The sequence below is a fragment of the Nostoc sp. UHCC 0252 genome (assembly GCF_034931145.1).
Classification (GTDB): Bacteria; Cyanobacteriota; Cyanobacteriia; order Cyanobacteriales; family Nostocaceae; genus Nostoc.
In genome coordinates, this window is record NZ_JAYGHE010000057.1 from 16,637 (window position 1) to 30,277 (window position 13,641).

Consider the following 13,641-nt stretch of genomic DNA (forward strand, 5'->3'; position numbering starts at 1 on the left):
TTTTTGAGAGGTTTTTATGTCAAGAATTAAGCGTTGGATAAATATGAATAATGAAGAATTCAACCCAGATGGAAGTTTGAAAGATGAAGCTCGACAACAAATGTTGTCTACAGGAATGAGTAACGAAGCAATTACTGACTATGCTCTCTCATTGAAAGAAGAATACGACGAGTGGAAGCACCTGGACGATACTGATCCAGAGCCGTGGCCAGTGTATACAGCTTACGATTTTTTCAGCGAACAAGAGAAAAGAGAGTTTAACCCCGACGGCTCTCTCAGACCTGAATATGTAGAGTACGCTCGGCAAATTGGCATCAGTGAAAGTGCCCTGGAACAGCTTGAGTGGCGTAAGAAAAACGAAGTCGAGAATTATAATGCTGTGTCTGCCGATCATGCAGAACAAGGTATTAACTTTGGTGAAGAACGGATGAAAGAAAGGATTGAAGACAGCAGAACCTACGTTCAACGCCTCCACCAAATGGAACAGGACTTGCAGAACTTCGAGCCGGAAGATAGCTTGCCTTTTGATAAAAACACCTCCTATTAGAGTAGGTGAAGTTACGCTGTAAGACCGTTTTTATCCATCAAATACAGTGATTTTACCTGAATATATGAAAAAAAGCGATGCCTACGGCGGCTACGCATCGTCAAGTAAAGCAGCGATCGCAGACAGATATAGCAGATGATGAAACCGACCTAACTGAACTAACCTAGAACGCAATTGTTTATATCGCTGTTGGTCATCAGTCGAGCGCACTGCCAGAGAGATCGCTATTATAATACTGAAATTCCGTTATTTGTAGTGCATAAATACTATATTACATCCCGAAAATTAGTGTAATGAGGAAGGACAAAATACATCAGATGGTAAGAAAACTGCTCCCCGCATGATTGAATTAATCAATTTAATTCTGCTAAGACTTTTTGCATTTCTTGTTCTACAAAATTGATCTGTTTATCATTGGGAGGTAAAATGCGTTTGAATATCTCCATTGCCGCTTGGTAATACCCAAGTGCTTCTTGGTTGCTAGATAATTGTTGAAGACAATTACCTATTTTTTGCAATGTTCGAGCCTTATCAAATTCAATAGGCTTGATGGGTTTGAGCAATAGTGAAATATCATAGCTTGCGCTTGCTTGCTGATAATTATCAAGCGCCTGTCTATATTGTGACAAATAAGAGTGTGAATCAGCTATTGTATTGAATACACCAGCTTTAAGTGCATGACTACAATAGTCATTTGGAGCAAACTTTAGCACACTATCGTAAATAGTAACAGCCTGTTGGTAGGTAACGAATGCTTCTGTATATTGTTTCTGGCTAAACTGTTGCTGTGCTAATCTTTCTACGAGCATCCCCAAATAACTGATATTCAGGTCATCATTGGGAGTTTGCTCAAACGCAGTTTTATAAGTGGCTATCGCTTGCTTTAAGGTATCGATTGCATATTTATGGTGGTCAAGACACCAGTGTAGCTGGGATAACTTTTCTAGAGCCATGCCCAAGTGCCTAAGAGTCTTAAAGTCATTAGGAGTAAACTTGAGGGCAGTTTCATAGATTGCAATCGCCTGTTGATAAGTTTCTAACGTCTCTTGCTCCTGCATAAAACTAATCCGCTACTGGATATTAAGGTTTACTTGTCACATAGCTCTTTGATAAAAGCATCAATCGCTTTCGCTGCTGAGGACTGCCTACCTAGATTGAGTTTAGTAAGGGTGCGTGAGCGGATTGCCTGATAATCTGGCTGTGATTCCTGAGAGGAAGATAAGGTTTTTTCTCTCAGGCGGCTAGCTCCCCCAGCGCTACCCTTAGTTGAGCTAATTCCTCTAATACTGGTGCTATCTTGGCTTCTATACGCTTGTCTATATCAGATTCTAATAAATGTGAAGCATCTGCCATTTGGGGTAACTCATTCCCCTGGTTTATCCAGGCTACAAAGTCTTGCAGTAGTGATGATGCACTTACCCCGCGCTTCTTAGCTTCCTGTTGAAACACTTCCCACTGCTCATCTTCTACCCGAAACGTAGCTAGTTTATTCATAGTTCTATACATTTACTTACATCTGTACAGAGTATAGCGTCTGTCTATAAAAATGTATATAAGATTAATTAATAGGCTTAAGTCTTTTTGTATATAAAACTGTATATAAATAGGCTAGTTTTATATATAAGATTGTATATAATAATGTATAGAGAGGTAAGAGAAGAACGCAAGAAACTCCAAGCCGCTCAGTAAATCAAAAGAGCGATCGCCTGCCTGAGAAACAACGCGATCGCCACTTCACCAAAACCAATCAAGGAAATGATGATTACTACAAGATTAGCACCGATTCCAGAAGCACATTCCACCGAGTTAAACAATTATTACCCGCAGAGATCCGCGCTCAATTGCCTGCTCTCTACGCACAGGAAAAATGTTCAGATGCGATTGTCTATGTGAAATTCTTTAATCCTAATAGTGACTGGACTTGGTACGCGACTGAGTTCGACAGGGAGGATTTGTTCTTTGGTTTGGTGCAAGGGTTTGAAGAAGAGTTAGGTTACTTCAGCCCTAGTGAACTGCAAGAATATCGTGGAGCGCTGGGTATTGGAATTGAGAGAGATTTGCACTTCAAGCCTACACCACTTTCCCTTATTCGTCGCTGCGAAAACTAATCTATCTAATCCCCGGAAAATACCGAGGATTTAAACCGCAGATGGAGCGCATGGAATCACCACTAGACAAGTTTTCTACCTGTTGGGCGCTCTCTGGAAAAATTTGAACTCACAAAAATTACAATCTTTTAGGACAAACGAATCATGTCTGATAATATTCTACGGCAAGAAATTGATGGTATTGAATATTTCACCGTTGCTAGTACTGGAGAGTCGGGAATGAGTCAACGAGGACTGTCTAGACTTTGTGGAGTTAGGCTCTCGACAGTGCAGAATATACTTGAAAACCTGACCGAAAACAAAGCACCTCTTTGGCTTCAAAACCTTGCAGAAGGGGGATTATACCTGACCGATAAAACCTCTGTTAAAGGAGGAGAAATCAAGGCAATTAAAGCAAATATCTGTTGGGGTATTCTAAGATACTACGAGCGTAAAGGTAAGCTAGAAGCAACCAAAGCGTTAGATGCGATTGGGGCAATTGGTATAAACAGCTTCATCCAAGCTCAAACAGGATGGTTGCCTGACCAATATCAATCATCTCGCAAGCAAAGGCAAGAAGTTAGCCGGATTTTGGCGACACCTCAACCTTGGACAAGGATGTTTGAGAGCGAGTTCGAGGAGAATCTAGCACGAATTACGAAGTTGCACAAAACCCATATCCGTAACGGAAAATTTTACTGGGAGCTTGTGTACAACTGGATGACACCGGAGGAAAAAGCCCAGCTTGATATCGTCAATCCCGTTCTGACTAACGGACGAAGGAAATACAAGATCCATCAAATGCTTTCATCACAAACAAAACAGAGATTGACACCGCACGTCACATCTGTCTTAATTCTGATGAAGTCAGCCAACTCCGTACCAGAACTGCGGCGACTAGTTAGCCGACAGTATGGTGTCGATCAGCCGAATCTGTTTGATGGGTGGCAGATCGGATAGACGAGCTTAAGCTTTCCCGCGTCTTTAGAGGTGGGAAAGCTTAAGTTACAGTTTTTCTGACCCAAAAACTTAATTACCTGCGCCGTTTAGGTTTACTCTTGTTACGTTCATACTCGGCAATAATATCCTTAGTCTGCTGTGGAAGAATTACACTTTTGTTGTTGAATCGCATTTGGTATACCAGATAGCACAGACTTTTGGGATCAGGACAGGAAAGATTTGTTGGTAGATTAATGATTGTTACTCCTGCAAAAGTCGCAGAAGCTAACATGGCAGAGCCAAAAAAGAAAATCCCAGAGCGTCCAGAACCAACCCAACCACCAACCCAGAAAAGAAGTTCTTTGCATTTTTCAAACCGCTTGTAACGAAGTTCTTGACGTTGCGTTTGTGCTTGATTCCAAGCTTGGAGTTTTAAAAGCTTTTGGGCAGCAAGTTGGGTGGCTTTCGCATCAGAGGCTTTATCTACTTGGATATCAATGGTGCGTTCTCTGTTATGAATTTCCTGTTCTAGCTGGTAGTCGTATCGCTCTCTGATTCGCTGGGCAATTCCATTAATTGAACAGAATTCGGGGGTAAGGAAAATACCCGATGTTTCTCCATCAACCTCTGCAAGGGACTTGGAGTCTGGGACTTTCCCTGAAGTTGCTGCATAATCTTATCTTCTAATTGAGCAAAGAGATAATCGCTTCCTTGAGATTGTTGTCCTAATTTGGCTAGGGCCTTTTGAACGTACAAGTCCTTAACTAATCCCGATGGAATTTTTTCAGCCAGATAATCTGTAACTCTATCAACTAAGCCAGCTAAAGCTTCTTCTGATTCAGTATTAATATTTCCAATGCTACTGGAAATATCAGGTGTTTCTTCACTAACGAACCCAGAGGCTTGGATAAAACGCTCGACTTCTTGGTGGGTATATTCCTCTTTCTCTCCTAATCCACAAAAAGCCAAAATCCTGGAAGCTTGTGTCAAGGTGAGCTTCAATCCCTGTTCACGAGCAGCAATCAACAATTCAGTTATATCTAATGGTTTAGTCCCTTTTTTGGTAGACTTTTTCTCATTTTTGGTTTTCGGTGCAGAATTATCCTCTAAACTTTTTTGAAAAAGTGTTGTAGCTTCTTGATAATCAGATACTTGTCCATCCTTGAACCACTGACGAACAATATCAAACCGAGTTTCAATCTCTGCATCAGAGTATTCCTGTGTGTCATCAGTCAGTCCACAAGCTATCAATGTTGCTAAAACATCCTCTGAGGACAGAGAATACATATTCTGCAAGGCTTCTTTAGTGTAAGGCATTACTCATCTCCTTCTAACCGAACATTTGTCCAACAGCATTGTCATTTTGATTTTCTAGAAAATCTATCACTGGTTTGAGTATTGCTGGTTTAATCAATTCCTCCTCGTCAGTCTCATCTTCATCATTAGAGTTAGTCATATTAGATACCATCAAATTTGATAGGCTTTCCTCAAAATTCCTCAGATCATTAAATATTTCTGATTCAATAACGCTTTTATTAGTCACATTAGATACAGGTAGATTTAATCCCATCTCTTGTGCCATTGGTCTAGCAGAAATATTTGAGGAAGAATTGACAGGAAAATCTTCTAGTAGAAAGGCTTCAGATAGAAGCAGAATGTGCAGTTTCAATCTGTAAATTGCACTTCTAGCATGTTGTCTTAATTCGGCTTCAGAACAGATCCCATCTGCCTTTAAAGCAAAAGGCAACCAATATCCAAACAAGGCAGGTAATACCTTATCCCTCTCAGCAATCCCATCACCCTGCTTTATGTAGTTTATTAGAGCAATACTAGACGGCTCTTTGTTCATGGAAATTCGACACCGATAATCAACTCTTTCGTTTCTTTCACTCATTCGCCCCACCTGCCCTAACAACCTCTTTGTTTAAACTCATCCTCTGACTACAGAGAAAGAAAAATAATCCATAAGCGTCTGTCAATCGATAGTTAAGAGACTTAGAAGAGACTTGAGGAAAACTATTGACGATTTGTGCCTCCAAATTTTCACACCAGTTCACATTAGAAAATGAAAACAAGCTGTTTAACTGGGACTGGAAATAATGTGCAGTCCCTCCACCGATAATCACTTCATCAACATTGCGAGGAATTTGCAACTTTAACCAGTTAGATAGCATCATCCAATATTCTTGTCTACTATTAGCAACGGCATTACGCATTCGGGAAATTTCATGCTCTCTATAGGCTGGTTCTACACTAGAAGCTAATTCACTCAACGCTTTATAAGAAGAGTTTTTCTTTGTCTTACAAATCGCCCATATCAAACGATCTACGTTCAATCCTGATGTCTGATTTATCACTGATTCAACCATTTTTGAGAAACCTAAAGGTTCTGTTTTGCCTTTACGCATTTCTCCACGCTCGATTAACAGAATGCTTATATCTCTATAACCCAACATTACAACCGCGATCGCTTGTTCTTTGATATTAGAGCTAGCATCTCGCCCCCTACTCAAGATTCCTCCTCCTTCGGGAAGACAAATAAATAATTCTAGTGAAAATGCTTTTGAAGATCCTTTGAATTTGTAGTCAGAAAGGGCTGTCTTCACCAAATTCTGAAATAACTCCCGATCCTCAAATTCTCCCCAAGGCAGCAAAATCCCTAAATGAACCGATGACCCATTTTCTAAATTGTGTTTGTCTGCGATCGCTCCCACAATCGCCAACGCTTTAGCCAAAGCTAACTCAAATTTCCGCTTTTGCAATTGCTTGTCAGCATTGAAGCGCTTTTTGGCTAAGAACCCTACTGCAAAACACTTCTGTTCATATTCAATCCAAGCACTATCTTCCGGATTCGACTCTCCCATCTTGTTCCGTTCATAAGCTTCTAAGCTTCCTAACGGCACTGTCGCTACCTCCGGCTCCATCAACATCAACATTGGATGGAATGGTTCTAATGTGTAAAATCCCCTCGAAGATGAACTACCAAGGTCTATCACTACCCTTAACAAACTCACACTTACCACCTCCTATTTAGAAATTATTTTCTGTAATTTATTTGTAGCAAAATATCTCAGTACAGCCATAACGAACTGATGTTATTCTTCAGCCAATTGTAAGATAAAACAATTAAAAATAATGCAAATGAATTAACTTTTTATGTCATTTTAAAGGCACTTCCTGGCACTTCCTAGAACTTCCTACAAGTCGAATTCATGTTTAGCGTATGTCACTCTTATGTCAACCCCACGGCACTTTTACGGCATACAGATTTTCATTTGTGACGCACAGTACGCCATATTTGGCGGAAACTTTTTCAGCGTAATTTGCTATAGTAAAAAACATCAGAGTTGGAAAATAAAAACATTGCTGTCGTCAAAGTTTTACCAAAGTTTCTTCACTCGGCATCAAACAAAATTTTGTTTGGTGACGGGAATGAACTTTGGCAGCAATAGTTATTGGGTTAAGTTGTGTAAAGCTGATAGCAGAGGTGAACAATGCTAACAGCTGCCAACGTTTCCTCAGAGATGGCGGTGAAGTACTTCGTCAAAAACTACTACCACCAGGGCAAGTCACGCTGGAGTGGACTAGGTGCAGAGAAACTTGGATTGTCAGGGTCAATTGATAATGAGCTTGAATTTACCAATGTAATCGAAGGGCGATCGCCCGATGGTCTTGAGCAACTTAATGCCAGGGTGCTGAAACAAAAAGAACGTAGAGCAGCACTAGACTGTACATTTTCTGCGCCCAAGAGTGTGAGCCTAATGGCGTTGGTCGGTGGGGATTCAAGATTAATCGCCGCGCACCATCAGGCATTAAAGGAAGTGATCGGGCTGATGGAAAGGCGTTATGCCATAACGAGGGTGACACAAAACAACGGTAGGCACAGGGTAAACACGGGTAACTTGGTGGTCGCGCAGTTTGACCACATCGAGAGTCGGGATTTAGATCCACATCTGCACACCCACTGCTTAGTCATGAATACGACGCAAGCTAATGATGGTCAGTGGATGAGTTTGGTGAATAGTGAGATATTTGCTAACAAAAAATTCCTGGGGATGGCATACCAGAGCTATCTAGCGGCAGAAGTCCAGAAACTAGGGTATGAGGTAGAACTCAGAAAACATGGACAATTTGAGATTAAAGGTTTTAAAGAACAAGATTTAGAGACGTTCTCAAAACGGCGGCAGCAGATCGTAGCTCTTGCTGGTGCATCTTCTTCATGGGCAGAGCGAAACCAAGTTTGGGATACTACTCGTAAGCGTAAGCAGAAGTTAACAGAGGCAGAACTCAAATCGCTATGGTATGAAGAAGCTGCGGCACTGGGCATCAGTTTCGTCAAGCCTTCTGAGCCAAATAGTCAAGTAGTTGCTGATTCTCTTGCCGAACCCAACGTTGAAGATGCGTTGGGTTCGGCCATCGCTCATTGCAGTGAGAGGAATGTTGCCTTTAAACTTGAAGATTTAGAAAAATTTATCCTCTCTGAAAGACTTTTAACTGATGTAAATGCGCTTGAGCCATTAATCAAGGAGCATCAGGAGTTAATCGTTCTGCCGGGAATGGAAAGACAATATACAACATGGACGGCAGTAAAAAGAGAACTAGCGACGATTGAGTTGATGCAGTCAGGAATTGGAGCAGTTAATCCGATACTGCATACACTTGTAGCTTCAAGCCTTTTAGAGAAAACCTCACTAAACTTTGGGCAGCAGCAGGCAGTTAGTCTAGCTGCAACGACAACAGACCAGTTCATTGCGTGGCAAGGGGTAGCTGGTGCTGGTAAGACTTTCGCCCTCAAGGAATTAAACGCGATCGCACTCGTTCAGGGCTATACAGTCAAAGCTTTTGCCCCTTCATCGATGGCAGCTAAGGTATTAAGTGAGGAGCTAGGTATACAAGGCGAGACTGTAGCCAGTTTATTAGTGTCTGAGCCAGCACCCCGACTTGAATTAAATCAAATTTGGATTGTGGATGAGGCAGGTTTACTTAGTGCCAAAGATGCTCATGCCCTGTTAGAGAGAGCTACCCTTGAGGGAGCAAGACTATTACTAGTTGGCGATACCAAGCAATTATCGGCTGTCGAAGCTGGAAACCCTTTCAAATCCTTGCAACAAGCTGGTATTAAAACCGCACACTTAACCCAATCAAACAGGCAGCGTAACCCGGATCTCAAGATTGCAGTAGACCTAATTGCAGACGGGAGAGTAGAAGCGGGATTTAAGCAACTAGAGACAATTGGTAGTGTTCAAGAGGTATCACCTGATACTACAAGAGAGATAATTGCTGCTGACTATATAGGATTAACGAAAGAGCAACGAGCGCGAACATTGGTACTGGCTGGCACAAATATAGAGAAGTTAGCACTTACCCAGGCAATCCGAGGCAAGCTAAAAATTGAAGGAAGTTTAGGGGCAACTGCAAACATTACCCAGTTGCAAGCTCTAAACTTGACCAAAGTGCAGCTGCGCTATACCCATAACTTTGAACTAGGTAATGTGGTGATGCCAACGCGCAATTACAAACGCCGAGGTTTAGAGAAAGCCAAAGTGTATGAAGTCGTCGGCAAGAACACCGACCGATTAATTTTGAAAGCAGACGATGGAAAGCAGTTAGAAGTAGATGCCAATTTTGACAAAGCTGTTTACCAACGTGATGAAATTGAGATTGCTGTAGGCGATCGCTTGCAATGGAAGAAAAATGACCGACAGTTACAAAGGCGCAATGGTCAAGAATTTGTAGTTACGGCGATTGAGGGAGATTCCGCCCAAATTCAGTATTTAGATAGCAATCGAACTGAAACTATTAACCTTAAACAGGCGCAAAACTTAGACTACGCGCTTGTCAGCACAATCTATAGTAGCCAAGGTAAAACCACTGACCTAGCCTTGATTGCGGCAGATCACACCATTGGGCAAGAAAGTTTTTATGTGGCGATTAGTCGAGCTAGGCATAACGTCAAACTTTATACTAAAGACAAATCAGAATTGCTGGAACTGGCGCAAGAGTCTAAAGCCAAAGATAACGCTTTAGAATTGCTGATGAATTCCTTAAAAATGGAACGAATTCAGGCGAAAACTGCCTCGGTCAGTCCAAGAGCTAATGAGCCAGTAGTAAAACTTGAAGTTGCAATAGCAGAGCCTGTACTGAAAGCTCAACCGCTAACCACAGAGCAAGTTTCCTTACCAGTTAGTCAGCCAGTTCCATTAGTTACGACGAGTTTAGAAACTGTAGCCAAACCCACTCCCAAAGAGAAACATAGAGATGATAGAAAGTCTCCTGTTTTTGAAAAACCAGTATTAAAGACTGCTGCCCCAACAAAAGCATTTTGGATACCTCAAAAATCAGAAGAAGTACCCAATTTTATTGAACCAAAGCACTGGCAAGAGTTTGAAAATAGCGCCATTCACCCGGACATTGCGGCAAAAAACTTTGAAAGTCTTCAGTTCAACTATGCAGGTGGTGAGCATGAGGCTTGGGAAAGACTCATGGTTAGTGAAAAACTTAATCGTACAAATACCGGGAGGTTAACGGAGGGATTAATTAGAGCATATTCTCATCTTGATGCTGGCGGTTGGTGGTGTGATGCTGGAGTTGATGCGCGTTCATTTGCTGATTTAACACCAGGTGATAAACCTGCGATTAAAAGATGGGGATGTTACAAGCCGAACACACCTAGACCCAAAAAAGATGAGGAGAACCAGGTAATTGAAGGGAAATTCATTAAATATGAGCATCCCCCAAAGGTTGAATTAAGTATATTCTTGCTTAATGTCCCTAAAGATATTGCCGAAGGCATCTACTCCAAACACAAAGTTAACCCCACGCAACAGGAGCGCAAATCGGGGTTTTGGTACTGTGTCTGGAAACATAATATCCCCTGTGCGATCACAGAAGGCGCGAAAAAAGCAGCCAGTCTGTTGAGTCAGGGTCATGCTGCCATTGGGCTACCTGGGATTTCGGCGGGATACCGAACTCCCAAAGATGAGTTTGGTAAAAAAATCGGTAAGTCTTACCTACATGAGGAATTAGCGGTTTTCGCCACACAAGGGAGAGTTTTCAAGTTCTGCTTTGACTACGAAACCAAGCCTGAAACTAAGCTCCATATCGAGCGAGATATTTCCGTGACTGGAAGATTGTTACAAGAAGCTGGAGCAAGAGTAAAAGTTGTCAGCTTGCCAGGGCCTTCTAAAGGTGTTGATGATTTCATAGTCGCAAGTGGGCCACTAGCTTACGAGAAATTGAGCCATGAAGCAAAGCGTTTAAGACACTGGCAACAGCAGAATCAACGCTTCTTGAATGCGGCTTTTCCATCACCGCCTCATCTGACACCAGAACAACGTTCTATACAACTTGAGGGAACAGGCAACAGGGAACGGGCAACAGGGAATGACAAATTGGATCTCTTACCAACACACAGGGAAGAGGAAATAGAAAAAACTGTTGCCTGTTCCCCATTGCCTGTTCCCTATCTTTTACAAAATAAACCACAGGTACAAACCCATGACTTTAACCAACGACAACAACCCAACACAGATACAGTTGCTAACCGAGAAGATAGAGCAATTGAACAAGAATTTCGAGCAGTTACAAACCAACAGCCAGCAATTGACCCAGAAAATCGAGTTCTTAGAAACGAGCCAAGCCGAGAACCTAATCGAAATAAGCGCGAATCAGTCGAACTTCTTGCAGCAATTAACCGAGATGCTGAACTCGAAAAAGTCTTCGAGCATGGAGACGATATTGCAGGAATTAACCAAAGCTCTACAGATGATGGGCTTCGAGGTCAACGAACAGAGAAACTCTCAAGACAAATTAACGGACAAGATTCAACAATTTTTAATAGAGAAGCAAGTTATGTCCATTCTTCACAACAAGCCACCAGACAACTCTTAAATACAATCTCTGATTATATTGAGCAATCAGCTATCGAGTCTGCTTTAAACCAAGCAGTATTAGGATTGACAGAGCAACTTTCTCAATCTCATCAACAACTTCTTGCTGCTAAAAGTACATTCAATGACTTTGAAAAAGCCTTGACTCAAGAGTTACAATCTCATGCAGAGAAGAAAGCCATTCTGTCAATCTCTGATTATATTGAACAATCAGCTATCGAGTCTGCTTTAACCCAAACAATATTAGGATTGACAGAACAACTTTCTCAGTCTCATCAACAACTTGTTGCATCTAAGACTACATTCAATGACTTTGATGAAGCGGTTACGGCTGAGTTGCAATTTCATGCACAAAACAAAGCCATTCTGTCAATCTCTGATTATGTTGAGCAATCAGCTATCGAGTCTGCTTTAAACCAAGCAGTATTAGGGTTAACAAAACAACTTTCTCAATCTCATCAACAACTTGTTGCTGCTAAAAGTACATTCAATGACTTTGAAACAGCCTTGACTCAAGAGTTAAAATCTCATGCACAAAATAAAGCTATTCTGTCAATCTCTGATTATGTTGAGCAATCAGCTATCGAGTCTGCTTTAAACCAAGCAGTATTAGGATTGACAGAGCAACTTTCTCAATCTCATCAACAACTTGTTGCTGCTAAAAGTACATTCAATGAGTTTGAAATAGCATTGACGGCTGAGTTGCAATCTCATGCACAAAACAAAGCCATTCTGTCAATCTCTGATTATATTGAACAATCAGCTATCGAGTCTGCTTTGACCCAAACAATATTAGGATTAACAGAACAACTTTCTCAGTCTCATCAACAACTTGTTACTGCTAAAAATACATTCAATGACTTTGAAACAGCATTAACAACTGAGTTGCAATCTCATGTAGAGAAGAGAGCTATTTTATCCACCTCTAACTCTGTTGAGCAATCAGCTACTGAGTCAACCTTAGCTAAAACATTACTAGCAGAATTAAAGTTGCATCTCAAACAGATGATTCAGGGTTTAGATATTGAAAGATTGGCAGAAGTAGTTATGGAAGTAGGAAAATATGTCAAAGGTGAAAAGGTAACAGGAGCAAAGGTCAGCGAGTTATTTACGAGTGTTACAACTGATGCAAAAGTATTGACTTTTGAGGAGAAAATGAACATCGTTAGGCAACTGATTAGAGATGACAAACCATCGATTATGAAGAGATTGAAAATAAACCCTCAACAATCAGATGATAACGGGGAGCAAATCCGGTTTCGGCGCTAACTTATCAGTTATCAAATATTTCCATTAACTCATTCATAGGTTAGTTGTTTACTGATAACTGTTCACTGTTTTTACTGGTATTGTTATTCCCACTATTTTAAACTGCTTACCTAAGACAAAATTTACTAGTTTCTGACCGCTCACTAAGATTATTTTGTCGGAGCGACGAATCAATTGTTTTGATAACTGTCCAGTTATGCCAGTATGCACGAAGAATCCACCATTAGCTCCTTATCCTTCAATACAGCATACGAAATCTTTGATGTGTTTTGGGCTAATGTAATCAGCATAACGCTTAACCTGGATTACATAAAGCTTTCCCAAAATCAACACGCGACCATCTATCCCGCCGTCACCGGTGTACCGAAAGTTGCGTTGAATTTGCCACCCCTGTTTTTTGCAGCAAGTAAGTACCAATTCTTCAAAAACATAAGGCGATATCCTGCGTAGCGTAGCGATTACTACTGGCAATTTGGCTAATTGAGTTCTGCTACGAAGCTCAAGTAATACTTGACTAGCGTACTCAATATTGTTCAAGTGTTTCTTAAGATTTTTAGGTAATCTAACCCTTGGTGTTCGCGCTGGGCTTGGTAGTAATTGCTTCTTAAAATTTTTAGCTAAGAAAGCCTTTTGGGTTGCTACTGAGCTTTTTCGTACAGGCTTGTTAAAGTTTTTAGCTAAGAAAGTCTTTTGCGTTGGTGCTGGGCTTTGTCGTACAAAATTTTGAGATGAAATGTCAGACGATTTTGTACTCTTAGGTAGTAATGGCGATTGCTTAAAACTTTGGGAACGATACTTTGACTTTGCCATTGAAGGTGGAAATAATACAAACAGCCAAGCTATAAAAATTATTCCACCCAGTGCAAACAACAAACCAATGATTAGGATTAGTATCATTTTTACGCTCCCC

General features: G+C 41.1%; 11 protein-coding genes. 5 read left to right on the forward strand and 6 right to left on the reverse strand.

The genetic code is table 11. The features are described 5' to 3' along the window. Positions 1 to 16 precede the first annotated feature (16 nt). Positions 17 to 547 (forward strand): hypothetical protein, encoded by a 531-nt coding sequence (locus tag VB732_RS25645; RefSeq protein ID WP_323233709.1) that lies wholly within the window; start codon positions 17 to 19, stop codon positions 545 to 547. Positions 548 to 900: 353 nt separating this feature from the next. On the opposite strand, the gene VB732_RS25650 is transcribed toward VB732_RS25645, so the two are convergent. Beyond that, positions 901 to 1,605: a hypothetical protein gene (locus VB732_RS25650; protein ID WP_292841299.1), complete on the reverse strand. Its 705-nt coding sequence runs from the start codon at positions 1,603 to 1,605 to the stop codon at positions 901 to 903. 175 nt (positions 1,606 to 1,780) lie between these two features. Beyond that, positions 1,781 to 2,041 (reverse strand): hypothetical protein, encoded by a 261-nt coding sequence (locus tag VB732_RS25655; RefSeq protein ID WP_323233710.1) that lies wholly within the window; start codon positions 2,039 to 2,041, stop codon positions 1,781 to 1,783. Between the two features lie 278 nt (positions 2,042 to 2,319). Between VB732_RS25655 and VB732_RS25660 the strand changes: the two genes are divergently transcribed. From VB732_RS25660 to VB732_RS25670, 3 genes are all read left to right on the forward strand, one after another. Then, complete coding sequence (locus tag VB732_RS25660) at positions 2,320 to 2,655, forward strand: DUF2958 domain-containing protein (RefSeq protein ID WP_323233731.1); 336 nt, start codon at positions 2,320 to 2,322, stop codon at positions 2,653 to 2,655. A gap of 144 nt (positions 2,656 to 2,799) precedes the next feature. Next, a complete protein-coding gene (locus VB732_RS25665) occupies positions 2,800 to 3,594 on the forward strand; it encodes a P63C domain-containing protein (RefSeq protein WP_323233711.1) in 795 nt (264 codons plus the stop codon). A gap of 233 nt (positions 3,595 to 3,827) precedes the next feature. Then, complete coding sequence (locus VB732_RS25670) at positions 3,828 to 3,959, forward strand: hypothetical protein (RefSeq protein WP_323233712.1); 132 nt, start codon at positions 3,828 to 3,830, stop codon at positions 3,957 to 3,959. Positions 3,960 to 4,101: 142 nt separating this feature from the next. Here the strand turns inward: VB732_RS25670 and VB732_RS25675 are convergent, their stop codons facing one another. From VB732_RS25675 to VB732_RS25685, 3 genes are read right to left on the reverse strand one after another with little or no spacing between them, the layout of a single operon-like run. Further along, positions 4,102 to 4,890, reverse strand: a complete 789-nt coding sequence (locus tag VB732_RS25675) for a hypothetical protein (protein WP_323233713.1) — start codon at positions 4,888 to 4,890, stop codon at positions 4,102 to 4,104. A gap of 13 nt (positions 4,891 to 4,903) precedes the next feature. Further along, the gene (locus VB732_RS25680) at positions 4,904 to 5,467 is read right to left on the reverse strand and encodes a hypothetical protein (RefSeq protein ID WP_323233714.1); all 564 of its coding nucleotides are present in this window, start codon (positions 5,465 to 5,467) and stop codon (positions 4,904 to 4,906) included. Next, positions 5,460 to 6,587, reverse strand: a complete 1,128-nt coding sequence (locus tag VB732_RS25685; protein ID WP_323233715.1) for a ParM/StbA family protein — start codon at positions 6,585 to 6,587, stop codon at positions 5,460 to 5,462. Before VB732_RS25685 ends, VB732_RS25680 begins: the two co-directional genes overlap by 8 nt. A 480-nt stretch (positions 6,588 to 7,067) precedes the next feature. Here VB732_RS25685 and mobF point away from each other — a divergent pair, with 480 nt between their 5' ends. After that, entirely contained in the window at positions 7,068 to 12,731 is a 5,664-nt protein-coding gene (mobF, locus tag VB732_RS25690) for a MobF family relaxase (protein ID WP_323233716.1), read from the forward strand. Between the two features lie 231 nt (positions 12,732 to 12,962). Here mobF and VB732_RS25695 read toward each other — a convergent pair whose 3' ends face one another. Further along, complete coding sequence (locus VB732_RS25695) at positions 12,963 to 13,628, reverse strand: restriction endonuclease (protein WP_323233717.1); 666 nt, start codon at positions 13,626 to 13,628, stop codon at positions 12,963 to 12,965. Positions 13,629 to 13,641: the final 13 nt, after the last annotated feature.